A 23389-nucleotide genomic window follows, 5' to 3' on the forward strand; every position below is an offset into this window, starting at 1 on the left:
GTCTCCAAAGCGTCGCAGCTAGACGCTAGGGTGGTACTCAAGAGAAGGGGAGTGCTCCATGGAAGTCCAGAACGTGCAGCCGGATCCTGTGCCCGGGGGCGAAATTCCCGGGACGGGACGCACCATCATCTCCGAAGCGGCCGTGGCGAAAGTGGCGGGCATCGCCGCCCGGGCAGTGCCGGGAGTCTACTCCCTCGGATCAGGTCCTTCCCGTGCTCTTGGCGCGATCCGTGACGCCGTAGGAAGTTCAGACCACGCAGCGGGTGTCCGCGCCGAGGTGGGCGAAACCCAAGTTGCCGTGGACATCACACTGGTGGCCCTCTACGGTCATCCCTTGCATGGAGTCGCCAACCAGGTCAGAGCCGCGGTATACCGCGCTGTCGAGGAACTTGTTGGCCTCCAAGTGATCGAAGTGAACATAGAGATCACTGATGTCTTCATAGCGCCGCCGGCAAAACAGGCCGGAGCCAAGACCGTCGTGGTGGAAAGGGAGTCACTCCAGTGAGCATGACCGTAGTCGGAATCGCAATTGGAGCCTTCGTGGCGTTCATGTCGTTCTCGTTCGGGCTGTGGGGCTTCGTGATCTCACTGCTTTTCATGGGCATCGGAGCGCTCCTGGGCCGGGCCGCCGACGGGAAACTGGATCTGCGAAGCGTCCTCGACGCCATTACGGGCCGGCGCTCCTCATCATGAGCGTGGCTGAGGCTGTGGAACACACCACCAGCCTGGCCGGCCACAACCGGATCAGTACCCAGGCTTTGACTTCCCTGGCCCGCGCCGCCGCCGCTGAGGCGCTCGGTGTCGAGGCCAGCGACATCCGCGCTGATTGGACGGACGACGGCGGCCTGCTGGCTTTGTCGATCGTGGCACCCATCAGCATCCCGGCTCTGACGGAAGTACTCCGGGATCCCCGACGCGTTCAGGGTTTCGGTGGCTCCATCTGGGATCGGGCCGTAGCTGCCAAAGCTGTTGTCCTTGAGTCGGTGACCCGGCTGAGCGGATCCCAATTAAGCAGAGTCGACATCAGGATCAGTGGGGCCCACGTCAGGGAGGGAGGCCGCGTTCAATGACGCAGGATCAGGAAACGGAGAAGTTCCTGGCTGTCGGCCCGGACCAAAACCACGGTGCTACCCGTGTAGCAGGGGAAGACCCTGAAATGAGTCGTATTTTGCGCCGGGAAACCCATTCGTCCCGGGCAGCTGCAGCAGTCATTGCAGCGGTGCTCGTCATCGTCCTCTGCGTGTACGCGTTGCTGGAAGCAGGAGTCCGTGCCGTCGGCCAGCCGCCTTGGCTGGTTGACCCCACAACTGCAGCTGAACGGATCATCGCCCTTCCGGAGGGCATTTCGCCTCTCCTACTGGGAGCGAGCGGGGCCGTGATCGCCATGGTGGGCCTCTTCTTCCTGCTCCAGGCAGTGCTGCCCGGGCGGCGGGCGCGCCATTTGCTCCGCGACCCGCGTACCGCCGTCGTGGTTGATGACGAGGTGTTGGCATCGGCGCTGGCCCGTCGAGCACGGACGGCCGCCAACGTTACCCAGGAACAGGTCATGGTGGTGGTTTCCCGCCAAACGGTGCTGGTCAATGTCCGGCCCACGTCGGGGAGCAGGGTGAGCCGGGAGGCTGTGCTCGCCGCGGTCCAGTCTGAGCTTGAGGAGATGTCGCCGGTGCCAATGCCGACTGTGCGGGTCAACCTGGCGTCTTCGGGGGTGATCGGAGCTTGAACGGGACACCTCGGGCACTGAACCGCGTACTGCTGTTCATCATCGGGATCAAACTTCTGGCTGTCGGCCTGCTGCTCGTGCTGCTGGCTACCGTTCCCGCAGTGGCTGGTTGGTGGCATGGTTGGTCTGCGGGGGGTTGGGCCGGCGCTGAGAATGCCTTCCGCCAGACCCGTTTCCCGGGCCGCGATGAGAGCTGGCTCTGGATCGTGGCCGGTGTGGTCCTGGTGGTTATCATCGTCGCCATGATTGCGTGGCTGTCCCAGCAGGGCAAGGGACGGGCCAACCTGCTGGTGGCCAGCAGCGATGACAGCGATGTCGACGGTGAAGTGAGGATTGGCGGTGGAGTCGCTGAGCAAGCCCTCCGGTCTGCCCTGGCGGAGAGGACCGACCTTGCAGGTGCATCGGTTGCAACGTACGAGTTCAGGGGTCGGCCAGGCCTTCGCATACGGATTCAACCCCGGCAAGGCGTGGCACCGCATCTCTTGGCCGAGGAAGTCTCGCAACTGGTTGAAGCCTTGGATCTTGTCATCGGGCAAAAGACGCCCGTTTTGGTGCACATGGTTTCCGGGACAAGGTCACGGTTTACCAAGGCCGAACGGGTGCGCTGACATTGGAAACCGTTAATGTGCTGCAAGCATCAGTGGCCGACATCCTGGCGGAGCTTGCTGCGCTGGAGGATCCCCGTGCCCGCGAAATAAACGAAAAGCACGGCGACGATCACGGTGTAAACCTCGGCAAGCTGCGCGCCATAGCCAAGCGACTCAAGGTACAGCCGGATTTGGCGCGCGAACTGTGGGCCACGGGTGACACCGCCGCCCGGCTGCTTTCTCTCCTGATCTGCCGCCCCAAGGCCTTTGTACACAACGAGCTGGATGCCATGTTGCGGGAGGCCGGCACACCCAAAGTGCACGACTGGCTGGTGAATTATGTGGTCAAGAAGAGTCAGTTCGCCGAGGATTTGAGGGTGGTGTGGTTTTCGGACGCCGACCCTGTGGTGGCGAGTGCGGGCTGGGCGCTGACCGCGGAACGCGTAATCAAGAATCCCGAAGGGCTGAATTTCGGGGAACTGCTGGACATTATTGAATCGGAAATGAAGGAAGCTCCGGAGCGTTTACAGTGGGCGATGAACAATTGCCTGGCGCAAATCGGCATTGAGCACCCGGAGCATCGCGCCCGTGCATTGGATATTGGTGAGCGTTTGGAAGTGCTGAAGGATTATCCAACGCCGCCGAACTGTACTTCCCCGTTTGCCCCAGCCTGGATCAATGAAATGGTTAAGCGCCAAGCCGGCGCCTAGCTCATCAGTCTCTGTTGCGCTGCATCATCCGGTACGTGAGCTCGGCCAGGAGTTCTTCGTCGGAGAGGTGCGAAGCCCGGGCTATGGGAGCCGCGGGAAGGGCAATGTGGGCGGACACTTGCCGCGTAACGTCGCTTGAGCGCATGTCGTCCGGCGTGATCATGTCGGGTGCGAAATTCGATTTGCCCTTGAGTACCTCGGAGACGGACCCTGCCCGCCAACCCAGGGCGTGCTCAAGCTTGCGCTGGTTGATTTCCTGGGTGCGCCGCGTACCGGATTCCAGGGTCCGTACGGTCTTGATGGCAGTACCAGCCTGTTTGGCCAACTGCACCTGACTCAGACCTTGGGCGAGGCGTTCCTCTTTGATGAGTCGTCCGATGGTCTGTAATGCTTCGAGTTCATCCACACTTCCCACTGTTCCATAGGCAATAGTGGGCAATCAAATCGAAGTAACCTCCACGAGCCTGGGAAAGGGCCTTCCGCCCCGTATGACCCAGACGGGGGAACATGTGAGCGGCTTGCCTCGAAGGCTCCACCCTCAGGGCCCTCCACGGCAAATAATCAGACTACTTTGTATCGTTGTGATTACGGCGCGTGTAAGCGCTTGCATTTTCGGCAATCACATGACTATTGTGAGCCTCACCACATCAACCGCACCGCGGAAAAACCTGGTCCACTCACCGAGGAGTTCCCAGCATGAAATCCAAAAAGTTCCTGCTTCCGGCAGCTGTCGCCGGAGTCCTGGCTCTGTCCCTTACCGCCTGTGGTGGCGGTGGGGGCGGCGGCGGCACCAGTTCCGGAGGTGCCAGCGGCGATGCAGCCAACAACCTTGACGGCCGCGGGCCGATCACCTACGTCCAAGGCAAGGACAACAGCAACGTTGTCCGGCCGCTTATTGAAAAGTGGAATGCTGCGCACCCAAACGAGAAGGTGACGTTCAAGGAGCAGTCCGACCAGGCCGACCAGCAGCACGATGACCTGGTGCAGAACTTCCAGGCCAAGAACGCCAACTACGACGTCATGAGCGTGGACCTCATCTGGGTGGCGGAATTCGCCGCCAAGGGCTGGCTGCAGCCGCTCAAGGACAAGACAGCGATCTCCACGGACGGCATGCTTGAGTCCACCGTCAAGAGCGCCACGTACAACAACACCCTCTACGCAGCTCCGCAGAGCTCGGACGGTGGCATCCTCTACTACCGCGGCGACTTGGTGCCCAACCCGCCCAAGACGTGGGACGAGATGATGAAGATGTGTGACATCGCCAAGCAGAACAACATCGGCTGCTACGCAGGCCAGTTCCAGAAGTATGAAGGCCTCACGGTCAACGCGGCCGAAGCCATCAACTCCGCGGGCGGCAAGATTGTTGATGATTCCGGCAAGGCTGCCGTGAACTCCAGTGAAGCCAAGGCCGGCCTTACCAATTTGGTCAACGCCTACAAGGATGGCAACATCCCGACCGAGGCAATCACCTTCCAGGAAGAGCAGGGACGCCAGGCCTTCGAAGCCGGCAAGCTCCTCTTCCACCGCAACTGGCCGTACGTATACAACCTGGCCAAGACCGATGGCTCGTCCACTGTGAAGGACACCTTCAAGATGGCTCCCCTCCCGGGCAAGGATGGCCCCGGCGCCTCCTCGCTGGGTGGCCACAACATCGCCATGAGCGTGTACTCCAAGAACAAGGCAACGGTTGCGGACTTCATCAAGTTCATCACCAGCGAGGAAACCCAGCGCTTCTACGCTACCCAGGGTTCGCTGGCCCCTGTCCTGACCAAGCTCTATGACGATCAGGAACTCGTGACCAAGCTGCCGTACCTCCCGGTGCTGAAGACGTCCATCGAGAACGCGGTTCCGCGCCCCGTGACGCCGTTCTACCCCGCCGTCACCAAGGCTGTGCAGGATAACGCCTACGCCGCCCTCAAGGGAGAGAAGACCGTCGACTCGGCAATCTCCGACATGCAAGCGGCCATTGAGTCGGCCGGAGCTAAGTAACCACCCGGGCTAAAGTCCGGCTGCCTGACCCTGACGGGCGGGCAGCCGGACTCCGGCCACGGCCATCTCCCTGACAGGAGTCTTGACATGTCAACAGAACTACAAAAACCAGACGCGGCGGCGGCTTCCAAACACACGATGCCAAGCCGCGAAAGCGCCGACCGGAAGCAACTCACGCAAGGACGCTGGGCTTATACCCTCCTGGCGCCGTCGCTCGTCCTTCTGGCCATCGTCATCATCTACCCGGTGCTCAACGCAATCATCATGTCCTTCCAGAAGGACTCAGGCCTTGACCCCGCAACCGGTTTCTTCTCGGAGGGCGGCCCGGCCGGCTTCGAAAACTACACGCACTGGCTGCTGCAGCAATGCACGGCCCCCGGCGGCGGATCTGTAGCCTGCCCCCCGGGAACACTCGGAGCCCAGTTCTGGGATTCCATGGGCACGACATTCTTCTTCACGGCAGTCACGGTCGCCTTTGAGACCATCCTTGGTTTCTGGATGGCGATCATCATGGCCCGTGCCTTCCGTGGCCGCAGCCTGATCCGCGCAGCCGTTCTGGTGCCGTGGGCCATCCCAACGGCCGTCACCGCCAAGCTCTGGTTCTTCATCTTCGCCTTCGAAGGCATCGCCAACAAGCTGTTCGGGACCCAGATCCTCTGGACAGGTTCGGAATGGCCGGCCAAGTGGGCCATCATCATTGCCGACGTGTGGAAGACGACGCCTTTCATGGCGCTCTTGATCCTCGCAGGCCTGCAACTGATTCCCGATGAAGTTTACGAAGCAGCCAAAGTTGACGGCGCGTCCACGTGGCAGCGCTTCCGGTTGATCACGCTTCCGTTGGTCAAACCGGCACTGATGGTAGCTATCCTGTTCCGCGTGCTGGACGCGCTGCGCATGTACGACCTTCCCGCCATCATGACCCAGGGCGCGAACGGCACCACCACGTTGTCCATCCTTGTGGTCCAACAAATCAGACAAGGGTTCAATACGGCGGCGGCGCTATCGACCATTACATTCCTGGTGATCTTCCTTGTGGCCTTTATCTTCGTCCGATTCCTTGGGGCGAATGCAGTAGATGCAGCCACATCTTCCGGAAAGGCCAAGTGAGATGAGCACAGCTACAGCTTCGAGGACGTCAACCGGCCAGGTTGAACGGCCCAAACGCGCCTTCAACTGGGGGTCGCTGCGTACTTACATCAGTGCCGTGATCATCCTTATCTGGTGCCTGGCACCCTTCTACTGGATGGTTGTTACGGCCTTCCGCGATGTCGGATATACGTTCGACACCACGCCGTTCTTTACCCACATCACGTGGGACAACTTTGCCACGGTGTTCGACGAGAGCCTGGGCAACCACTTCGGCAGAAACCTGTTGAACAGCCTCATCGTTGGCGCTGTCACTACAGTGGTGGCGCTCCTGGTTGGCGTCTTCGCCGCCTACGCGTTGGCCCGGCTGAACTTCCGGTTCAAGTTTGTAGTCCTCGGCTTCATCCTGGGCGCTTCAATGTTCCCGGGCGTCGCCTTGGTAACCCCGCTGTTCCAGCTGTTCACCAACATCGGTTGGTTCGGCACCTACCAAGCGCTGATCATCCCGAACATCTCCTTCGTTCTTCCGCTCACGGTTTACACGTTGACCTCGTTCTTCCGCGAGATGCCGTGGGAGCTCGAGGAAGCGGCACGGATTGATGGCTGCACGCAGGGACAGGCCTTCCGGAAAGTGATCCTTCCGCTGGCCGCGCCGGCAACGTTCACCACGGCGATCCTGGCCTTCATTGCCTCCTGGAATGAATTCCTTATCGCCAGCCAGTTGTCGAATGATTCAACCAAAACGGTTACTGTAGCCATCGCTTACTTTGCCGGTGCACAGCCTCACCAGGAACCGTACACGGCCGTTATGGCCGCGGGCACCGTGGTCACCATTCCTTTGGTGATTCTGGTATTGGTCTTCCAGCGCAAGATCGTTGCGGGCCTTACGGCGGGCGCCGTCAAGTGACAAGTTACGGTGATCGACGGCGGTCCTCTCCCACAAAGCCTGATGCGGGCAACAAACGGGTGCGTTCCGCGGAGGATTTCGACATCATCATCGGCTTCCTGGCTTTCTGGGGCCTGGTGCTCCTGATCGCCACTGTCTCGATGGAACTCACGGGACAGTCGGCGTGGGGCTGGGCCTTGGGGCTTCTGGCCGTTGTTTTGGCCCTCTGGGGCATGCTCCGTCTACGCAGCAAGTTGCCTCGGCGCACCACGCGGCGGCTTGGTTAGGAGAAGACCAGTAACTGACCGACGTCGAAACAAGCTACGCGAAGTCGGCGATCGGCACGCAAGCGGAATAGGCTGGAAGGTGCCGTCCGGGAACGAGCCCTCGGCTTTCGGCATGCACCAAAAAGGGGGCTTCAGTGGCAAAGACGAACGAGCGGTCCCAACGCGGCGGCCATGCCGGCGTCAGTATTGAGGACGTTGCCGTGGCGGCCGGAGTCTCAACGGCGACTGTCTCGCGTGCAGTGCGTGGCTTGCCACGGGTTTCTCCGGCAACGCGGGAGAAAATCCTCAGGGTCGCTGGAGAGTTGGGTTATGTGGCGTCGTCGTCGGCCTCGGGGCTGGCGACGGGCCGCACCCGCACCATTGGCGTCCTTGCTCCCTTCGTAAGTCGATGGTTTTTCTCCAAAGCCATTGAGGGCGCAGACCGTGAACTCCATTCAAGGAAGTACAACCTCTCCTTGTTTAACCTTGGGGGACACGGCAGCAACCGCGAGCGGCTCTTCAGCTCCACCATGGTCTACAAACAAATCGATGCCCTGTTGGTGCTCTGCATGTCCTTGACAGAGGATGAATTGGAGCACCTCCACAAGATCGACATCCCCTTGGTGGTGGTGGGCGGCCACGTCGAGGATTGCGCCTACATTGGCATCAACGACTACGACGCCGCGTCCACCGCCGTGAAACACCTGCTGGATTTGGGACACAAGGACATCGCCCTGCTACATGGCGACGACGAAACGGACTTGAACTTCGACGTTCCCCGCGTGCGTATCCGCGCCTTCCAGGAAGTCATGTCAGACGCCGGCTTGGAAGTGCGCCCTGAATGGGACCAATGGGGCGATTTCACCGTGGCGAGTGGGCAGCGGGCCTTCAATCGCCTGTGGAGCCAGCCCGGGCGCAAGCCGACCGCGATTTTCTGTTCGTCGGACGAGATGGCCATGGGCGTGATTTTTGAGGCCGGACGGCACGGGGTCAAAGTGCCAGAGGATCTGTCGGTCATCGGCATTGATGACCACGACTTTTCGTCCTCGCTCGGCCTGACCACTGTTGGCCAACGTCCCGACAACCAAGCGGAACTGGCCACCAGGATGCTGCTGGACGAACTCGACGGCAACCCCGGCGCCGTGCACTCGGAGGTGGCGCCGCACCATTTGATCATCCGCGAGACCACCGCCCCGCCCTACAGTTCAAACTAGGAAGCGCGCGCCAGCTGCCGGATGGGAATCCAGCGGGAGGCAAGCCGCCTGTAGGCCGCCGCGGCGCCGGTCATGTCGCCCTCGGCCAGGCACTCGATGCCCAGCCGGACGTCCATGGGGGAATCGTCCGGATACACTTTGTCAGCCACGGCGCCGTAATCCAGCTCCACCATGGACTGCGCATGGAACAGCTCGAGCCATTCGGTGAGCTGGGTCAGGTCGTCCAGCATGTCCAGGTCCGGGGCTGCCAGCGCCAGGTGCGCGACGGAAAACCGTGCTCTTTCCAAAGCCTCGGTCAACGGCGTCCACACCCGCACGGTGAGGATCCGTCCCTCGGATTCCACCACGTCCTTGCGGTCCGACTCGGCAAAAAGCGAGAACCAGCTGAACGGGATTCCCCAGGTGGAGGCCCGCGTGTGGACCCGTTTGGCATCTTCCCGGGCATTGATCCGGTCGATACGCATCTGGTGTTTGTCCCGCTGCGAGACCGGGATGAGCAGGTCGGCCAGCGGGCTGTGCACCCCGTCCATGAGCGCGTTGGCCGCCAAGCCGGCCCGAATCACCAGTTGGCTGGGGCAGTAAAGCACCCGCCCGGCGTCGTCCTCTTCATTGGACGGCGCGGCGTGCCGCCCAACCGGGACGCGCGTCATGCGCACCAGGTCGGTGCGGCCTGTGGGGAAGGGGTCACCGCCGGAACGCGTGATGCGTCCCAACGAGGCTTGGAGTTCCGCATTTTCGACGGCGGCCCGGGAACCTGCCCGGCTGCTCTCCGCCACCAACTGGCGCTGCTGTTCGGGAGGGAACGCCTCAAGGGGCTCGTAAACGCGTAACGACGAAGAAAAGGGCAGGCCGGCCTGGCCCCTGTACAGGTTTCCACTCATGTCCGGCCAGCCCCTTTCATTACGAGTCAGTGGTGCCTAGTCTGCGAGCTCCACAATCACTGGAGCGTGGTCGGATGCGCCCTTGCCCTTGCGCTCCTCGCGGTCAATCGACGCGCCCGTGACCCTTGCGGCGAGAGGGGCCGATGCCAGGCAGAAGTCGATCCTCATGCCTTCCTTCTTCGGGAAGCGCAGCTGCGTGTAGTCCCAGTACGTGTAGACGCCGGGACCCGGCGTGTAAGGACGCACGACGTCGGTGAATCCGGCGGTTTCGAACGCATGGAACGCTGCCCGCTCGGGTTCGCTGACGTGGGTGAAGTTGTTGTTGCGGAAGAGCTCGATGTCCCAGACGTCGTCGTCGTAGGGGGCGATGTTCCAGTCACCCATGAGGGCAATCTGGGCGTTGGGGTCGGCCTGGACCCACTCGGCGGCCTGGCCGCGAAGGACTTCGAGCCACTTGATCTTGTACGGCATGTGTTCGTCGTCCAGGGACCGGCCGTTGGGAACGTAGAGGCTCCAGACGCGGATACCGCCGCAGGTGGCTGCGATGGCGCGCGCTTCCTGGGCGGGGTCTTTGCCAGCCTTGCCGAAAGCGGGCTGGTCAACGAATGTGCGTTCCACGTCTTCGAGGCCCACGCGGGAGGCGATGGCAACGCCGTTCCACTGGTTCACGCCGAAGTGCGCTACCTCGTACCCCATGCGCTCAAACAGTTCCCAGGGGAAGTTTTCGTCCTTGCACTTGGTCTCCTGGATCGCCAGGACATCGCAGTCGCTGCGCTCAAGCCAGGCCTCCACGCGGTCGGCTCGGGCGCGGAGGGAGTTCACATTCCAGGTAGCTATCTTCACAGCCACTAACTTACCGAACTTGGCGCTGAGCGCATCCCCCCGCGGCTTTTTACCGTCCCCGCGAGTGCCGGCACTAGTGCCCGTACAACGTCCGGGTGGAGGCCAGCTTGCGGAGCCCGATGCCGGATGCGATCAGCAGCAGCCCCGTCACAATGGCAAAGGCGGCCAGCATTGCCGTGAGTCCCAGCAGCCCAACACCGGGGTTGACCAGGACGACAATCCCGAAGACCGCGGTGATGAGGCCGGTCAGCAGCCACAGGCCCCAGCTGCGGATGAAGCTGCGGGCGGCCAGCGCCAGGATGATCTGCGAGATTCCCAGCATCAAGGCCCATAGTCCGATGAGGATGCCAATCGCGGCGGCGGTAATACCGGGCCATGCGATGGCCAGGATGCCGGCGGCGATGGAGACGAATCCGCCCACAAGGCTCCAGACGGAGCGTCCTGCGGGATCGTAGAAGTAGTGGGCGACGCTGGTGACGCCGTCGATGATCGCGAAGAACCCGAACACCACCACCACAGCGAACACCGCGGCATTTGGCAACACCAGCACCAAGAGCCCAAAAAGTATGGCGAGGACTCCCCGGACCAACAAAGCCGTCCCCGGAGTAGTGAACATTCTGCGACCCGTTGTGTCCGACATACGGTCAGCGTAACCAACGGCTGCCTTTACCGCATCCCCTCGCGGCGGATGGCTGTGGCGATGGCTGCCGCCCGCGTCTCGACCCCGAGCTTGGCGTAGATGTGTGCCAGGTGTGTTTTGACCGTGGCTTCGGAGATGAAGAGGCGTTTGCCGAGGTCCCGGTTGCTGAGGCCCTGGGTCAGGAGGCTGAGCAGTTCCGCCTCCCTGGGTGTGAGCACTTCGTCAGGGTTCCGCAGGTGCTGGAACAGCCTCGAAGCCACGGGGGCGCTCATGACGCTCTTGCCTTGGACGGCGCCGCGAACGGCCGCGAAGATCTCTTCGGGCGCGGCGTCCTTGAGCAAGTACCCCATGGCTCCGGCGTCCACCGCCCGGACGATGTCGGCGTCGGAGTCGTAGGTAGTGAAGACGATCACCGCCTGCTTCGGGTTGCGCTGGCGCAGCTGTTTGATGGCCTCGATCCCGTCCATCCCGGCGCCCATGGACAGGTCCATCAGCACCACTGCGGGCGCATGTTCCTGGACGGCTTCCAGCGCTTCCTCACCCGAGGAGACGTCACCGACGACGGCGATGTCGGCCTGGGTGCCCAGCAGCGCCTTGAGTCCGCTGCGGACCACGGTGTGGTCATCCACAAGCAGAACGGAAATGGTGGTCACGGGCCCTCCTTGGACGACCGGGCAGGCTGGTTGAGCGGCAGCTGGGCCGCGATGATGGTGCCTTCACCCGGCGAGCTCTCCACCGACAATTCTCCACCCAGCTGCTTCACCCGTTGCCGCATGGCCCGCAGGCCGTACCCTCCGGTGGGCGACGGTGAAGGTACCGCTGCGGGATGGAAGCCGCGGCCGTCGTCGTACACGTCCAAGGTGACCGACTCCGGGAGGTACCCGAGGGTCACGCTGGCGTGGTCCGCGTGCGCGTGGAGCTTGATGTTGGCGGCCGCACTCTGGGTCACGCGGAGCAAGGCATGGCGGACCTCGGCGGGGACGGGCCGCTCTTGCCCGGTGACGTGGACGTCGATGGACTCCACGTACTGCCGCGCGGCGTGCTGCAGCGCCTCGGGAAGGGGGCCGGATTCCAGGCCCGGCGCAGACAGTTCGTGCACCAGGGTGCGGGTGTCGGCGAGGTTCCGCCTCAGCAGTTCCGACGCCTTGACTACGTCCCGTTGGGCTGAACCCTCAGGCCAGGAACGTTGCGCGGCTTCAAGGAGGAGCAGGCTGCTGGCGAGGCCTTGGGTGACGGTGTCGTGGATTTCCCGCGACACGCGCTCGCGTTCGGCAACGATTCCGGCTTCCCGTTCGGTGGCGGCCAACTGCTCCTGATCGCGCTCGATCTTGTCGTAGATCAGGGTGAGCAGGGCACCGGCGGCCAGCGGGCCGAGCAACATGGCTACGTCGGTCCAGCCGCTCATCCGGAACAGCCCGACGGCGGTGGCAGCTGCGGTCACGCCGCTGGCGGTGTAGCCCGCCCAGCCGCTGAAAGCCCTGCGCGTCAGGAAGAAGATGGCGAAAGAGCACCACGCGAAGCTCGGGGCAACGATGACAAGGGCTGACCACGCTGCCACCAGGGCGATCATCCACGGAATCCACAGGTTCCGGCGGGGCAGGTTCCGGCGTTGCTGGCGGGGCCCGTTCCAACGCGGCGTACGGGGCGTGGCCGTCATGGACCGGGCCGCCTTTGGCCGGGCCAGTGCGGCCGTCACGGCATAAAGCACGCACAATGCGGCGGCCAAGGCCACGGTCCAGAGGTTGTCGGCAGGGGAGTGGCGCATGATGTACCGGACGCCCGATGCGACCATGAGCACCGCGAAGCCGAGGTGCACCACCACGTCGATGCGGCCGTCTTTCTGACCGTCGGCTGGCGGCCTGGTGCCTGCTGTCATGGATGGTTCCCGTTCGGTTGATGGCGCTCTTTCCATGCTAGGTCCCGGGTCGCTGCAAATCTCTCCACCTTTTGGCTGATACGACCACCGGAAAGGCTGAGGTTGGGCGCTGCGTTGGGTCGATGTGCTTTGTAGTGGCCCGCGGAAGCATGGAGTTGTACCCCGGAACATCCAAGGAGAACCCATGAAGAAGCCCAACAAGATGCTTGCCGCCGCCGCTGCCGGAGCACTGTTGCTCACCGGCGGGATCACAGCCGTGGCCAACGCTGTTGCCCCGTCAGCAGTGCCTGAGGCTGCTGCTGCCAAGATTCCGGCGGACGTCCAGCCGGCACCGGAGAACGTCGTAGCCCAGAACCGCATCACGGTGGGCGCATCCAGCAAGGCTGTCAATGCCGCGCTCGCCAAGTGCCAGGCCGACAAGCTGCCGTTCGTGACCGTTGCCCTGGTTGACCGCTTCGGCACCGTCCAGGCACTTCTTCGCGGAGACAACGCCGCTGAGCACACCATTGAAGCCGCAAAGCAGAAGGCCTACACCGCTGCGGCCTTCGGTGCCCCCACCAGCGAGTTGGCCAAGCGCATCAACGGCAACGGCCCATCCATCGCCGACCTCCCCGGCACCTTGTTCCTCTCCGGTGGCGTGCCGCTGAAGGTGAACGGTGTATCGGTGGCGGGTATCGGCGTCGGCGGCGCCCCCGACGGTGCACTCGACGAAGCCTGCGCAACCGCCGGAGCCGACGCCCTGGCCGCGGCGAAGTAGCCGTGCCTCCTCTCGGAGTTTTTGTGCAGATAATGCCCTTAAGGAAGCGTTTTGGGAGCGTTATGTGTACAAAAACTCTCGGGTTGGTGGTGGTGCTTGGGGTGCTGGCGGGATGTTCGACGGCGGTGCCGTCGCCTCCCAGCGCGGCCACGACTTCCGTAGCTCCCAGCCCAACCGCAGCATCCAACGCGATCCCGAGCCCGGCGTCGTCGTCCCCTGCTGCGGTGACCCCAACCCCACTGTCTCCGGAGGCACAAATGGAAACCGACCGGCTCCTGATCCTTGCCGCCAAAGCCAACGATCCCGCCCGGGTCCGGGAGCTGATCGCCGCTGGAGGGAACGTGAACGCCAAGGACGCCATTCAGGACTCCGCGTTCCTCTATGCAGGGGCTGAAGGATTCAACGAAGTCCTGCAGCTGACGTTGGAAGCCGGGGCCGATGTCCGTAGCATCAACCGGTACGGCGGCACAGCGCTGATTCCGGCGAGTGAGCATGGGCACACGGACACGGTGCGGATACTCATTGCCGCCGGTGTGCCCGTGAACCATGTGAACAACCTGGGCTGGACCGCCATGCAGGAAGCGATCCTGCTCAACAACGGCGGACCGAATCAGCAGGACGTGGTGCGGCAGTTGCTCGCGGCCGGGGCTGATCCGGACATCCGCGACCCCGAAGGCCGAACCGCCCTGCAGAACGCAGAGCGGCTCGGATTTACGGAGATCGCGGCCCTGATCCGGAACCGCTGAGCCCCGCCTACCCAACTAGGGGACAGCACTTGTTCCACTGAGCGCTCAGTGGAACGTTATCTGTCCCCTAGTTGGGTACCTAGAGGGATTCGAGGATGCTCACGTAATTCGCGATGCCCACGCCGCCCATGTTCTGGACCGCTCCGCGCCGGGCGTTGGGGAGCTGCATGTCCCCGGCTGTCCCGCTCAGTTGCATGGCCGCGATGACGTGCTGCGACACGCCCGTGGCGCCAACAGGGTGGCCCTTTGCCTTCAAGCCGCCGGACACGTTGACGGGCAGCTTTCCGTCCTTGTATACCCAGCCTTCCTTGATCGCCCGGGAACCCTCGCCGCGCGGCGCCAGGCCCATGGCTTCGTACATGATGAGTTCGGCGATCGTGAAGCAGTCGTGCACCTCCGCGAAGTCCAGGTCGCCTACCTCAACGCCAGCCATGCCGAACGCCCGCTCCCACGAAGCCCGCGTGGCGGCGAACTCGGTGGGGTCGCGCTTCTCCGCGGGGAAGAAATCGTTCGCGTGGCCAAATCCGGCAAGGCGCACGGCTGCGGTTGCGCCGTTGGTCGCTTGGGTGGACAGTACGACGGCGGCAGCACCGTCGGAGACCGGCGAACAGTCTGTGCGGCGCAAGGGCTCGGCCACCATGGGGTTCTTGTCTGAAATGGTGCGGCAGAACTCCTCGCCGATGTCACGGTGCATCTGGGCGTACGGGTTGTCCATCCCGTTGCGGTGGTTCTTGGCCGAGATGGAGCCCAAGACATCTCCGAGGCCAGCCTCGTATCCCGGGCTGCTGATCGATGAGCCGTAGCGCTTGTCGTAGTGCTGGGCAACCTCCGCGAAAAGGCCCGTGAAACCGGTGGTCGAGGGCTTGCCGGCCATCTCATAGGACGCGCCCAGGAGGGCCGCGCCAACTACGTCGGCACCGGCGTCGGTCATCTTTTCCGCCCCGATCACCAGGACATTCCGGGCCGTGCCCGCGAGGAGTGCCTTCACTCCCTGCTGGAACGCCGCAGAACCTGAAGCGCAAGCATTCTCGGTGCGCGTGGCTGGAACGTTGGCCAGATCCGCAGACAGCTGCAACGCCAGCGAAGACGTGAAACCCAGGGGCTGCATGCCGGAATTGAACTGCCCAAGGTAGATCTCGTCGATGTCCTTGGGGTCCAGCCCGGAGTTGTTGATGGCTTCGCCGGCTACCTCGACGATCAGCGTCTCCAGGGTGTCGTCCGTGAGCTTGCCGAACTTGCTGTGGCCCCAGCCTGTGAGCAGGATGTCCTTGCCGAATTGGTCCTTGAGGCTCATGCCGTGGCTCCTTCCAGTGCTTCTGCTTCTGCAGCCGCGCTGTCCTCCAGGGCGACATCGAACGCGGCCTCGGTCTTGTCCCGGATCTCCTCCACGGTGACGCCAGGAGCGAGCCGGGTCAGCAGCAGGCGCGTGCCGCCGTCGTGCGATTCATCCGGCTCGACGTCGAATACGGCGAGATCCGTGATGATCCGGTCCACGCACTTCAGGCCCGTAAGGGGCAGCGTGCATTCAGTGACGATCTTGGCTGAACCATCCTTGGCGTTGTGCTCGGTCAGGACCACCACGCGGGGTGTACCGGCGACGAGGTCCATGGCCCCACCCATGCCCTTGACCATCTTGCCGGGGATGGTCCAGTTGGCGAGGTCCCCGCTGCCGGAGACCTGCATGGCGCCGAGGATGGCGACCTTGACGTGGCCGCCGCGGATCATCCCGAACGACGTAGCCGAGTCGAAGATGCTGCCGCCCGGGGTGATGGTGACAGTCTGCTTGCCGGCGTTGATGAGGTCGGCGTCTTCCTCGCCCTCGTACGGGAACGGGCCCATCCCGAGCAGGCCGTTCTCGCTCTGGAGGACCACCCGCACGCCGTCGGGCAGGTTGTTGGCGACAAGGGTCGGGATGCCGATGCCGAGGTTGACGTAGTCGCCGTCGTTGAGTTCTTCGGCCGCAATGGCAGCCATCTGGTCACGTGTCCATGCCATGGTGTGTGCTCCTTTTCTCTGCTTGGAGGGCGGCTTAGACGGCCACGGTTTCGAGGCGCTGGCGGACCGTGCGCTGTTCGATGTCCTTGACGCGGTCGGTGGCCTGCACCAGCCGCTGGACGTAGACGCCAGGGGTGACGATGCGGTTCGGGTCCAGTTGGCCGGGCTCCACGATGACTTCCGCCTCGGCGATGGTCACGTCGCCTGCCGTTGCCACCACAGGGTTGAAGTTCCGCGCCGTATAGCGGTAGATCAGGTTGCCATCGGTGTCCGCGGTGTGCGCGTGGACCAAGGCGATATCGGCGGTGATGGCGCGCTCGCGGACGTAAGTCACGCCGTCGAACTCTTCCAGGGGCTTGCCTTCGGCCACCAGGGTGCCCACCCCGGTGCGGGTGTAGAAGGCCGGGATGCCGGCGCCGCCTGCGCGGAGGCGTTCAGCGAGGGTGCCCTGCGGCGTGAACTCGACCTCCAGCTGGCCCGCGAGGTACTGCTCAGCGAACAGTTTGTTCTCGCCGACGTATGAGGCGATGACCTTGCGTACCTGGCCCGCCTCGATGAGGACTCCCAAGCCCTTGCCGTCGATGCCCATGTTGTTCGAGACGATGGTGAGATCCTTGACGCCCGACTCGCGGACGGCATCGATCAGGTCGGCGGGGATGCCGCTGAGGCCGAAACCCCCGACGGCGATGGTCTGGCCGTCTGCCAAAAGGTCATGGAGCGCTTGGGCTGCGCTCGCGTGGAGTTTGGACATGCTTGGCTCCTCATTGAGTGTGTTCCACTTTGTGGACGTTCTTCGTGTCTGTTTTGGAGCCTAGGTTTTGCGGGGCGGGGCGTCAATGGGCTGTTCCTTGGGCTACTCACGGTGTGGACGGTACGCTGGGACTTGTCCATATTGTGGATGAATTCTTGTTGGAAGGAGTGTTATGTCGGTGCAGGGAGCCCAAGTAGTCGGCCGCGTTGCGTTGCTGCTGCGCCTGGTGGGCCGCAAGCCGGAAGGAACCTCGTTGGCCGGTTTGGTGCGGGAATCCGGATTGACCAGGCCCACGGTTCACCGGCTCCTGAGCTCCCTTGCCGCCGAAGGCCTGCTGGAACACGACTCCGGCACTGGAAAGTGGGTGCTGGGCCCCGAGGTCTTCCTGCTGGGCTCGGTAGCCGCCGCGCGTTTTCCCATGGAGGACATTGCCCGGCCGTCCCTGCGACGCTTGGCTGCTGAGACAGGGGAGAGCGCCTTCTTTTCCATCCGCCGCGGCAATGAGACTGTCTGCGTGTTGCGAGAGGAGGGATCGTTTCCGGTGCGCTCCTTCGTGCTGCACGAAGGGGTCCGGTTCCCTTTGGGGATAGCCTCCGCGGGCACTGCGATCATGGCGTTCTTGCCGGAGGAGGAACAGGAGTCCCTGCTGGGGAACTGGGGTGCCCACGCTGGCGACTTCGCTGCGGGGCACACTGCCGACGTCGTCCGGGGCAACCTGGAGAAGACCCGGTTAGCAGGCTACTCCGTGAATCCCGGGTTGATCCTGGAAGGCAGCTGGGGGATGGGGGCGGCAGTGTTCGACACCCAGGGACGGCCGGCGTGGGCTCTTTCGCTTACAGGAATCGAACCCCGCTTCCGTCCGGACCGGCAGGAGTTCCTCGGCAAGCTGTTACTCGAGGAAGCGCACCGGATGACGGCCCGCTTGCAGTCCCCCTGACCCAACTAGGGGACAGATAACGTTCCACTGAGGGCTCGGTGGAACGTTATGTGTCCCCTAGTTGGGTGGGTTAGCCGAGGTTCAGGCGCATCAGTACTCGGGGGAATCCGTTGAGCACGGACGTGGTCTCGGCGACCTTCGTGAAGCCGGCCTTCTCAAAGAGCCTCCGTGTGCCCACGTACGCCATGGTCAGGTCGACCTTCCCGCCCTTGTTGTCCACGGGATAGCCCTCGATGGCCGGGGCGCCGTGGCTCCTGGCGAACTCTATGGCGCCTTGCAGGAGTGCGTGCGAAATCCCCTTTCCACGGTGCCCAGGCCGCACGCGGATGCACCACACGGACCAGACCTCGGAGTCGTCCGCATGCGGGATCTTTCGGTTCGTTGCGAAGCTTGTATCCGCACGCGGGTGGACGGCCGCCCACCCGACTACTTCGTCGCCGTCGTACGCCAAAACACCGGGAGGCGGGTCCTCGGCGACCAGCTTCTCGACGTACTTTCCGCGCTCCTGGCGTTGGAGGCTCAGGTTCAGCTTGGACGGAATCCTGTAGCTCAGGCACCAGCACACGTTGGAATCGGGGCGCTTGGGTCCCACCATGGTTTTGACGTCGTCGAACTCTGTGGCGGGACGGACTTCGATAGCCATCAGCCCATCCTGTCACCGGCGCACACGCTCCGCTAGACTGTCCAGCGTGATGACCGGATCGGGCCTCGGCCCTGCACGGATCGGCTACCCGGCCGACCACTGACGCGCTTCGCGGGTGCTGCGCGCGCACCTCCTTGTGGATCGATGAACCCATCAGACATTCCACTGAACACAGGAGACCTGCATGCCCGCACTTTTCAACCACACCATCATCGCCTCGCGTGACCGCACCGTGTCCGCAGAGTTCTACCGTTCCATCCTCGAAGCCGACGAAGCCCCCGCCTGGGGTCCGTTCAGCAACCTCTCGCTTGCCGGTGGCGTGATGCTTCAGTTTGCCGAACCGCCGGTGGAGATCCAGATGCAGCACTACGCCTTCCTGGTGGAGGAGGCCCACTTTGACCGCGCCTACCAGCAGCTGGTGAGTGCCGGCGTCGAACATTGGGCGGATCCGCAGATGACCCGGCCAGGTGAGACCAATACGGAGCATGGCGGCCGCGGGGTCTACTTCAAGGATCCTTCCGGCCATGCGCTCGAGCTGATCACCAAGCCGTACTTCTAGAACAACGCGGGGTCACTTATGGCCCGTAAATACGCCCTCAATGGGCCATAAGTGACCCCGCGTTGCACGGAGTTCAAAAAAGTTTTTCAATCTGCACCCATCCACCCCGTCCCATCCTCCGAATAGCTGGTGAGACACAAACCGGAGGTACAGCAAAAGAGGTACTTGCGGCCCGTGTCCCACCACCCGATGGATCCAACGCCCTGGTTCCGAAAACAAGGAGAATGACATGTTGTCCACAAAGCGCCCCGCCCTCGCCTTCGTTGGCCTCACTGCAGCCACCCTTCTCGGGCTCACTGCCTGTGGTGGCTCCAGCACCTCCAGCTCACCTTCTTCTTCCTCCGCCCCCGCTCCGATGAGCTCGTCGGCGGCTCCTTCGTCGATGGCGCCGTCGCCGTCGGCGTCCTCCTCGGCAAGCACCGCCATGGACCCTGCCCGTGACCTCGTGGGCCCCGGCTGCGCCGGGTACGCCTCGCAGGTTCCCAGCGGCGCAGGTTCCGTCACGGGCATGGCCCAGGATCCCGTAGCTGTAGCGGCCTCCAACAACCCGCTGCTGAAGACCCTTACCGCCGCTGTTTCCGGCAAGCTCAACCCCAAGGTGGACCTGGTCTCCACCCTGAACGGCAGCGAGTTCACGGTATTCGCGCCGGTTGACGACGCGTTCGCCAAGATCGACCCCGCCACCATCGAGGCGCTGAAGACCGATGACGCTACCCTCAGCAAGATCCTGACTTACCACGTGGTACCCGGTCAGATCACTCCGGACAAGATCGTCGGCACCCACAAGACTGTCCAGGGTGGCGAAGTGACGGTTGCGGGTACCAAGGATGCCCTCACGGTCGACGGAGCAAACGTCATCTGCGGCGGCGTTCACACGGCCAACGCCACGGTCTACCTGATCGACTCCGTGCTGATGCCCAAGTAGGCCTTGGCCTCACGCAGCAGCCTCTCGCAGAACACACAAAAGCAGGCGCCGGGATTCCGGCGCCTGCTTTGTTGTAGAAGGACTAGCTGTTCAGCTCGCTGTCGACGTACGAGCCGGGGCGGCTATGTTCGGATCCGCAGGGGCAGTGATCGAGCTGGATGCGGACCGTCATGGGTTTGGAAGCGTCCAAAGTGAGGGTCACATCGTTTGACTGGCTGCTGAGCCGGACGGTTCCTTCGGTGGTGACGTAGGACATGGGGGACCTAACTGTGTGGGGGGAAATTGGGACTGTTGTGTGGCCGGCTATTTGCTGCCGGAGTTCAGCGGAGGTTCGCCCACCAGCGGGATGGTTCCGGTAGCCGTTCCGCCGGGACAATCCGATTCGTTGCACTTCCCGGCACACTCGTGCCTGGTGACAAGGTCGAATTGCACGCCGCCGTGTTGTTCCACGCCGGTCCGGATGGCACGGTCCACCACCGACGTGGCCAGGCGCCTGTGCAGCGACAACGGATCGCGCCGGAGGTCCTTGGTCAGGGCGAAGCAGAGCAGCAGCATCACGATGACGAACGGCAGCGCCGCAACAATGGTGACTCTTTGCAACCCGGCCAGGGCTTCGGATGGTTCATCGCCACCAGCCAAAAGCATGACGGCGGCAACGGCACCTGTGAGGCTTCCCCAGAAGATGACGACGGCGCGGCGCGGGTGTTCTGCCCCGTTGGAGCTGAGCGATCCCATGACGATGGACGCCGCGTCGGCACCGGTGATGAAGAAGATTGCCACGAGCACCATGGCCAGTACGATGACAGCGGCCGTAGCCCATCCGGGCATGCCCAGATTCTTGACCAGATCGAAGAGCGCGCCGTCGAAGTTAACGGACGGTACGCCATTGGTGGTGGTCACCAGGCCGGGGGTGCCTGCCTTGTCAGCTTCCTGCTGGACGTTGAAAGCGGCTCCGCCGAAGATTCCGAACCAGATCACGCTGACAATGCTGGGCACCAGCAGGACGCCGGTGACGAACTGGCGGATGGTGCGTCCGCGGCTGATGCGGGCGATGAAGAGGCCTACGAAGGGCGTCCAGGAAATCCACCAGGCCCAGTAGAAGATGGTCCAGCTGGTCATCCAGCTGCGCAATGCCTCGTCGCCCACGGCTTCCGTCCGGGATGACATCTCAGCGAGGTCGCGGGCGTAGTCGCCGATCGCGGAGGGGATCAGGTTGAGGATGAACAGGGTGGGACCTGCAACGAACACGATGAGCGCCAGCACCACGGCAAGCACCATGTTGATGTTGGAGAGCCACTGGATTCCCCGGCTGATGCCGGAGACGGCCGACGCCACGAAGCAGAAGGTCAAGATGGCGACGATGACCACAAGCACGGGAGTGCCGACCTCACCGAGCCATCCATTCGACGTCATGCCGCTGCCGATCTGGAGGGCACCAAGACCCAGGGAAGCGGCAGTGCCAAAGAGCGTGGCGAAGATGGCCAGGATGTTGATGAACTTGCCAACGGGGCCTTCAACCATGCGGATACCGAACAGGGAAGTGAACGCCGCGGACACCAACTGCCTGCGGCCCAGGCGGTACGTTCCGTAGGCCATGGCGATGCCGACCACGGCGTACATGGCCCAGGGGTGGAGGGTCCAGTGGAAGATCGAGGTGGCCATTGCTGTCTGGATGGCGGCAGGTGTGCGGCCGTCAACTGTCCCCGGCGGGGGAGAGATGTAGTGGTACAGCGGCTCGGCCACACCGTAGAACATGAGGCCGATGCCCATGCCTGCCGCGAACATCATGGCTACCCAGGAAACAGTGCGGAATTCGGGCTTCTCCCCGTCCTTGCCAAGCGGGATATTGCCGAATTTGCCCAATGCCAACCACAGGACGAAGACGACGAACAACGAGGCGAGGACCATGAACAGCCAGCCTGTGTATTCCATAACCCAGTTCAGGGCATCTTTGGATGTTTCGGACAGGCTGTCGCGTCCGACAAAGCCCCAGACCACGAAGGCGACGGCGATGGCGCCCGTGATCCCGAAAGTGACTTTGTCGAGGGTAAGTTTCTGGTTCCGGCGGGCCGTGACGGCCTGCTCGGTCTTGGCGTGGCGCAGTTCCACCAGGATCTGTTCGTATTCTTCAGCATCGGGGAGGGTTCCTGCGCCCCCGACCTCGTCGTTGAGGGCTGTTGCCTTGCTTGCGTCGGGGGAGGCGCTGATGATTTCCTCAGAAACCTCCACGTGGACGGGGTGGGCCGCTGAATTACCTGCCGGACGATCGTCAGCTGGTAACTCCTCCGGTGTTAAGGGTTTTGTGTCACTGTTTGTAGCCATGAGCGGGTCCTTTGCTCGGCGAGTCATGGTTTTTCTTGGATGAATGCCCTAACGGCCTGCATTCGAAGGGAGATTGTGTCGTTCCGCATGAATCAACAAGATTCGCGCTAAGCAACAGAGTGCGCCGCGTCACACGGGAAAGTCAAGGCTTTTCGGCTCTTTGACGGCAACTTGATATATCAATTGGCCTTGACATGGGGCGTTGCATATCATGAGAGCTGTTGCGGAGGGCGGGGCGGTGCCGCTTAGCGGTGCCTGTACCCCATCCGGGCGCTGATGGTCAGCCCGGCCTCACGCAGTCCGTCGATAAGCCCCGGCTGGTCCTCGGGCGAAAAACGGAACGCAGGTCCGGAGATGCTCACTGAAGCGATAACAGTGCCTGTGTGGTTGTAGATGGGCACAGCGACAGCAGTAAGCCCTATTTCAAACTCTTCGTGGACAACGGCGTACCCGTTGCGCGCCACATCCAGCAGCTGCTTCTCCAGCTCCCCGCGGTTCGTCACGGTCCGTGGTGTCCGGGCCGGCAGGCCGACCGCCTTGAAGACCTGGGTTCTTTCGTCGGCCGTCAGGGCGGCCAGGAGGACCTTGCCGCTGGAGGTTGCGTGCAGTGGCGTCAGGCTGCCCACCCAGTCATAGGTTGCCAGTGTTGAGGGCCCCATGGCCTGGTCCACGTTGACCGCGTAATTGGACCTCAAAACGGCGAGGTTGACCGTTTCCTTGTAGTCGTGGGCCAGGGCCTCCAGGACTTCCCGGGCCTCATGCACAACACTGAGCCTGCCCGGAATGGATGAGGCCAGCCGGAGGATGCCGAAACCCAGCTGGTACTTGCCGCGCTCGCTGTTCTGCCGGACCAGGTCACGGGCCACAAGGGAGCCGACCAGCCGGGATACGGTGGATTTGTGGATGCCCATCTCGTCAGCGATTTCGCTGACTCCGGCATCGCCTTCACGGGCCAGGATCTCGAGGATCTGCAGGGCACGGTCCACCGACTGGACGCCTCCGCCCTGGGAGTCCGCGTCCTTGTCCAAGTCCGGGTTGCTGCGTGCGGCCATGGTG

At 63.1% G+C, this 23389-nt stretch carries 29 protein-coding genes; 16 read left to right on the top strand and 13 right to left on the bottom strand.

What is annotated here, in order from left to right; translation table 11 throughout:
- The first annotated feature begins 58 nt into the window (after nucleotides 1-58).
- From ACFVSI_RS09320 to ACFVSI_RS09345, 6 genes are read left to right on the top strand one after another with little or no spacing between them, the layout of a single operon-like run.
- A complete protein-coding gene (locus tag ACFVSI_RS09320; protein WP_387822283.1) occupies nucleotides 59-505 on the top strand; it encodes an Asp23/Gls24 family envelope stress response protein in 447 nt (148 codons plus the stop codon).
- On the top strand, nucleotides 502-693 hold the full coding sequence (locus ACFVSI_RS09325; RefSeq protein ID WP_144661797.1) for a DUF2273 domain-containing protein: 192 nt from the start codon (nucleotides 502-504) through the stop codon (nucleotides 691-693). The genes ACFVSI_RS09320 and ACFVSI_RS09325 overlap by 4 nt, the downstream gene beginning before the upstream one ends.
- Nucleotides 690-1070: a hypothetical protein gene (locus tag ACFVSI_RS09330; RefSeq protein WP_387822286.1), complete on the top strand. Its 381-nt coding sequence runs from the start codon at nucleotides 690-692 to the stop codon at nucleotides 1068-1070. The genes ACFVSI_RS09325 and ACFVSI_RS09330 overlap by 4 nt, the downstream gene beginning before the upstream one ends.
- Entirely contained in the window at nucleotides 1067-1720 is a 654-nt protein-coding gene (locus ACFVSI_RS09335; RefSeq protein WP_387822289.1) for a DUF6286 domain-containing protein, read from the top strand. The genes ACFVSI_RS09330 and ACFVSI_RS09335 overlap by 4 nt, the downstream gene beginning before the upstream one ends.
- Nucleotides 1717-2328 carry a hypothetical protein gene (locus tag ACFVSI_RS09340; protein WP_387822292.1) on the top strand — a complete coding sequence of 204 codons (612 nt, stop codon included), beginning with the start codon at nucleotides 1717-1719 and terminating at the stop codon, nucleotides 2326-2328. Before ACFVSI_RS09335 ends, ACFVSI_RS09340 begins: the two co-directional genes overlap by 4 nt.
- Before the next feature lie 2 nt (nucleotides 2329-2330).
- Nucleotides 2331-3017 carry a DNA alkylation repair protein gene (locus tag ACFVSI_RS09345; RefSeq protein ID WP_387822295.1) on the top strand — a complete coding sequence of 229 codons (687 nt, stop codon included), beginning with the start codon at nucleotides 2331-2333 and terminating at the stop codon, nucleotides 3015-3017.
- Nucleotides 3018-3021: 4 nt separating this feature from the next.
- Here the strand turns inward: ACFVSI_RS09345 and ACFVSI_RS09350 are convergent, their stop codons facing one another.
- Entirely contained in the window at nucleotides 3022-3423 is a 402-nt protein-coding gene (locus tag ACFVSI_RS09350) for a multiprotein-bridging factor 1 family protein (RefSeq protein WP_387822298.1), read from the bottom strand.
- Between the two features lie 290 nt (nucleotides 3424-3713).
- Here ACFVSI_RS09350 and ACFVSI_RS09355 point away from each other — a divergent pair, with 290 nt between their 5' ends.
- The 5 genes from ACFVSI_RS09355 to ACFVSI_RS09375 all read left to right on the top strand — a co-directional run bounded on the left by ACFVSI_RS09355 (nucleotide 3714) and on the right by ACFVSI_RS09375 (nucleotide 8458).
- Entirely contained in the window at nucleotides 3714-5006 is a 1293-nt protein-coding gene (locus tag ACFVSI_RS09355) for an ABC transporter substrate-binding protein (protein WP_387822301.1), read from the top strand.
- 87 nt (nucleotides 5007-5093) lie between these two features.
- Entirely contained in the window at nucleotides 5094-6113 is a 1020-nt protein-coding gene (locus ACFVSI_RS09360; protein WP_387822303.1) for a carbohydrate ABC transporter permease, read from the top strand.
- Between the two features lies 1 nt (nucleotide 6114).
- Nucleotides 6115-6999: a carbohydrate ABC transporter permease gene (locus ACFVSI_RS09365; RefSeq protein ID WP_387822306.1), complete on the top strand. Its 885-nt coding sequence runs from the start codon at nucleotides 6115-6117 to the stop codon at nucleotides 6997-6999.
- A gap of 59 nt (nucleotides 7000-7058) precedes the next feature.
- Nucleotides 7059-7265, top strand: coding sequence for a hypothetical protein (locus ACFVSI_RS09370; RefSeq protein ID WP_387822308.1), 207 nt, complete (start codon nucleotides 7059-7061; stop codon nucleotides 7263-7265).
- A gap of 134 nt (nucleotides 7266-7399) precedes the next feature.
- Nucleotides 7400-8458 carry a LacI family DNA-binding transcriptional regulator gene (locus tag ACFVSI_RS09375; RefSeq protein ID WP_387822310.1) on the top strand — a complete coding sequence of 353 codons (1059 nt, stop codon included), beginning with the start codon at nucleotides 7400-7402 and terminating at the stop codon, nucleotides 8456-8458.
- Here the strand turns inward: ACFVSI_RS09375 and ACFVSI_RS09380 are convergent.
- From ACFVSI_RS09380 to ACFVSI_RS09400, 5 genes are all read right to left on the bottom strand, one after another.
- A complete protein-coding gene (locus tag ACFVSI_RS09380) occupies nucleotides 8455-9339 on the bottom strand; it encodes a hypothetical protein (protein ID WP_387822313.1) in 885 nt (294 codons plus the stop codon). The genes ACFVSI_RS09375 and ACFVSI_RS09380 overlap by 4 nt on opposite strands.
- A gap of 36 nt (nucleotides 9340-9375) precedes the next feature.
- Nucleotides 9376-10182: an exodeoxyribonuclease III gene (locus ACFVSI_RS09385; RefSeq protein WP_387822316.1), complete on the bottom strand. Its 807-nt coding sequence runs from the start codon at nucleotides 10180-10182 to the stop codon at nucleotides 9376-9378.
- A gap of 73 nt (nucleotides 10183-10255) precedes the next feature.
- Nucleotides 10256-10822 (bottom strand): HdeD family acid-resistance protein, encoded by a 567-nt coding sequence (locus tag ACFVSI_RS09390; RefSeq protein WP_387822319.1) that lies wholly within the window; start codon nucleotides 10820-10822, stop codon nucleotides 10256-10258.
- A gap of 26 nt (nucleotides 10823-10848) precedes the next feature.
- The gene (locus ACFVSI_RS09395) at nucleotides 10849-11475 is read right to left on the bottom strand and encodes a response regulator (protein ID WP_387822322.1); all 627 of its coding nucleotides are present in this window, start codon (nucleotides 11473-11475) and stop codon (nucleotides 10849-10851) included.
- Nucleotides 11472-12698, bottom strand: a complete 1227-nt coding sequence (locus ACFVSI_RS09400; protein ID WP_387822325.1) for a sensor histidine kinase — start codon at nucleotides 12696-12698, stop codon at nucleotides 11472-11474. Before ACFVSI_RS09400 ends, ACFVSI_RS09395 begins: the two co-directional genes overlap by 4 nt.
- Nucleotides 12699-12882: 184 nt before the next feature.
- Here ACFVSI_RS09400 and ACFVSI_RS09405 point away from each other — a divergent pair, with 184 nt between their 5' ends.
- Nucleotides 12883-13455, top strand: coding sequence for a heme-binding protein (locus ACFVSI_RS09405; RefSeq protein WP_387822328.1), 573 nt, complete (start codon nucleotides 12883-12885; stop codon nucleotides 13453-13455).
- 62 nt (nucleotides 13456-13517) lie between these two features.
- Nucleotides 13518-14201, top strand: a complete 684-nt coding sequence (locus ACFVSI_RS09410) for an ankyrin repeat domain-containing protein (RefSeq protein ID WP_387822330.1) — start codon at nucleotides 13518-13520, stop codon at nucleotides 14199-14201.
- Nucleotides 14202-14280: 79 nt separating this feature from the next.
- Here ACFVSI_RS09410 and ACFVSI_RS09415 read toward each other — a convergent pair whose 3' ends face one another.
- From ACFVSI_RS09415 to ACFVSI_RS09425, 3 genes are read right to left on the bottom strand one after another with little or no spacing between them, the layout of a single operon-like run.
- Nucleotides 14281-15495: an acetyl-CoA acetyltransferase gene (locus ACFVSI_RS09415; protein WP_387822333.1), complete on the bottom strand. Its 1215-nt coding sequence runs from the start codon at nucleotides 15493-15495 to the stop codon at nucleotides 14281-14283.
- Nucleotides 15492-16196: a CoA transferase subunit B gene (locus ACFVSI_RS09420; RefSeq protein WP_387822335.1), complete on the bottom strand. Its 705-nt coding sequence runs from the start codon at nucleotides 16194-16196 to the stop codon at nucleotides 15492-15494. The genes ACFVSI_RS09415 and ACFVSI_RS09420 overlap by 4 nt, the downstream gene beginning before the upstream one ends.
- A gap of 34 nt (nucleotides 16197-16230) precedes the next feature.
- Entirely contained in the window at nucleotides 16231-16947 is a 717-nt protein-coding gene (locus ACFVSI_RS09425; protein WP_387822338.1) for a CoA transferase subunit A, read from the bottom strand.
- Nucleotides 16948-17119: 172 nt separating this feature from the next.
- Here ACFVSI_RS09425 and ACFVSI_RS09430 point away from each other — a divergent pair, with 172 nt between their 5' ends.
- A complete protein-coding gene (locus tag ACFVSI_RS09430) occupies nucleotides 17120-17884 on the top strand; it encodes an IclR family transcriptional regulator (RefSeq protein ID WP_387822341.1) in 765 nt (254 codons plus the stop codon).
- A 70-nt stretch (nucleotides 17885-17954) separates the two neighbouring features.
- Here ACFVSI_RS09430 and ACFVSI_RS09435 read toward each other — a convergent pair whose 3' ends face one another.
- Nucleotides 17955-18527: a GNAT family N-acetyltransferase gene (locus tag ACFVSI_RS09435; RefSeq protein ID WP_387822344.1), complete on the bottom strand. Its 573-nt coding sequence runs from the start codon at nucleotides 18525-18527 to the stop codon at nucleotides 17955-17957.
- Between the two features lie 184 nt (nucleotides 18528-18711).
- On the opposite strand from ACFVSI_RS09435, the gene ACFVSI_RS09440 reads away from it, so the two are divergent.
- Nucleotides 18712-19086 carry a VOC family protein gene (locus ACFVSI_RS09440; protein WP_387822346.1) on the top strand — a complete coding sequence of 125 codons (375 nt, stop codon included), beginning with the start codon at nucleotides 18712-18714 and terminating at the stop codon, nucleotides 19084-19086.
- Nucleotides 19087-19315: 229 nt separating this feature from the next.
- On the top strand, nucleotides 19316-20011 hold the full coding sequence (locus ACFVSI_RS09445; protein WP_387822349.1) for a fasciclin domain-containing protein: 696 nt from the start codon (nucleotides 19316-19318) through the stop codon (nucleotides 20009-20011).
- A gap of 82 nt (nucleotides 20012-20093) precedes the next feature.
- Here ACFVSI_RS09445 and ACFVSI_RS09450 read toward each other — a convergent pair whose 3' ends face one another.
- From ACFVSI_RS09450 to ACFVSI_RS09460, 3 genes are all read right to left on the bottom strand, one after another.
- Entirely contained in the window at nucleotides 20094-20267 is a 174-nt protein-coding gene (locus ACFVSI_RS09450) for a hypothetical protein (RefSeq protein ID WP_186313620.1), read from the bottom strand.
- Between the two features lie 47 nt (nucleotides 20268-20314).
- Nucleotides 20315-22333, bottom strand: coding sequence for a BCCT family transporter (locus tag ACFVSI_RS09455; protein ID WP_387822352.1), 2019 nt, complete (start codon nucleotides 22331-22333; stop codon nucleotides 20315-20317).
- 245 nt (nucleotides 22334-22578) lie between these two features.
- The gene (locus ACFVSI_RS09460) at nucleotides 22579-23385 is read right to left on the bottom strand and encodes an IclR family transcriptional regulator (RefSeq protein WP_387822476.1); all 807 of its coding nucleotides are present in this window, start codon (nucleotides 23383-23385) and stop codon (nucleotides 22579-22581) included.
- Nucleotides 23386-23389 lie beyond the last annotated feature (4 nt).

It is taken from the genome of Paenarthrobacter sp. NPDC057981, from assembly GCF_042886835.1.
GTDB lineage: Bacteria > Actinomycetota > Actinomycetes > Actinomycetales > Micrococcaceae > Arthrobacter.

Excerpts from the sequence above, each read along its gene's own strand:
- ACFVSI_RS09320 (WP_387822283.1), top strand. The coding sequence starts at position 59 with ATGGAAGTCCAGAACGTGCAGCCGGATCCTGTGCCCGGGGGCGAAATT.
- ACFVSI_RS09330 (WP_387822286.1), top strand. The coding sequence starts at position 690 with ATGAGCGTGGCTGAGGCTGTGGAACACACCACCAGCCTGGCCGGCCAC.
- ACFVSI_RS09335 (WP_387822289.1), top strand. The coding sequence starts at position 1,067 with ATGACGCAGGATCAGGAAACGGAGAAGTTCCTGGCTGTCGGCCCGGAC.
- ACFVSI_RS09355 (WP_387822301.1), top strand. The coding sequence starts at position 3,714 with ATGAAATCCAAAAAGTTCCTGCTTCCGGCAGCTGTCGCCGGAGTCCTG.
- ACFVSI_RS09360 (WP_387822303.1), top strand. The coding sequence starts at position 5,094 with ATGTCAACAGAACTACAAAAACCAGACGCGGCGGCGGCTTCCAAACAC.
- ACFVSI_RS09365 (WP_387822306.1), top strand. The coding sequence starts at position 6,115 with ATGAGCACAGCTACAGCTTCGAGGACGTCAACCGGCCAGGTTGAACGG.
- ACFVSI_RS09380 (WP_387822313.1), bottom strand. The coding sequence starts at position 9,339 with ATGAGTGGAAACCTGTACAGGGGCCAGGCCGGCCTGCCCTTTTCTTCG.
- ACFVSI_RS09390 (WP_387822319.1), bottom strand. The coding sequence starts at position 10,822 with ATGTCGGACACAACGGGTCGCAGAATGTTCACTACTCCGGGGACGGCT.
- ACFVSI_RS09400 (WP_387822325.1), bottom strand. The coding sequence starts at position 12,698 with ATGACAGCAGGCACCAGGCCGCCAGCCGACGGTCAGAAAGACGGCCGC.
- ACFVSI_RS09405 (WP_387822328.1), top strand. The coding sequence starts at position 12,883 with ATGAAGAAGCCCAACAAGATGCTTGCCGCCGCCGCTGCCGGAGCACTG.
- ACFVSI_RS09410 (WP_387822330.1), top strand. The coding sequence starts at position 13,518 with ATGTGTACAAAAACTCTCGGGTTGGTGGTGGTGCTTGGGGTGCTGGCG.
- ACFVSI_RS09415 (WP_387822333.1), bottom strand. The coding sequence starts at position 15,495 with ATGAGCCTCAAGGACCAATTCGGCAAGGACATCCTGCTCACAGGCTGG.
- ACFVSI_RS09420 (WP_387822335.1), bottom strand. The coding sequence starts at position 16,196 with ATGGCATGGACACGTGACCAGATGGCTGCCATTGCGGCCGAAGAACTC.
- ACFVSI_RS09425 (WP_387822338.1), bottom strand. The coding sequence starts at position 16,947 with ATGTCCAAACTCCACGCGAGCGCAGCCCAAGCGCTCCATGACCTTTTG.
- ACFVSI_RS09430 (WP_387822341.1), top strand. The coding sequence starts at position 17,120 with ATGTCGGTGCAGGGAGCCCAAGTAGTCGGCCGCGTTGCGTTGCTGCTG.
- ACFVSI_RS09435 (WP_387822344.1), bottom strand. The coding sequence starts at position 18,527 with ATGGCTATCGAAGTCCGTCCCGCCACAGAGTTCGACGACGTCAAAACC.
- ACFVSI_RS09440 (WP_387822346.1), top strand. The coding sequence starts at position 18,712 with ATGCCCGCACTTTTCAACCACACCATCATCGCCTCGCGTGACCGCACC.
- ACFVSI_RS09445 (WP_387822349.1), top strand. The coding sequence starts at position 19,316 with ATGTTGTCCACAAAGCGCCCCGCCCTCGCCTTCGTTGGCCTCACTGCA.
- ACFVSI_RS09450 (WP_186313620.1), bottom strand. The coding sequence starts at position 20,267 with ATGTCCTACGTCACCACCGAAGGAACCGTCCGGCTCAGCAGCCAGTCA.
- ACFVSI_RS09455 (WP_387822352.1), bottom strand. The coding sequence starts at position 22,333 with ATGGCTACAAACAGTGACACAAAACCCTTAACACCGGAGGAGTTACCA.
- ACFVSI_RS09460 (WP_387822476.1), bottom strand. The coding sequence starts at position 23,385 with ATGGCCGCACGCAGCAACCCGGACTTGGACAAGGACGCGGACTCCCAG.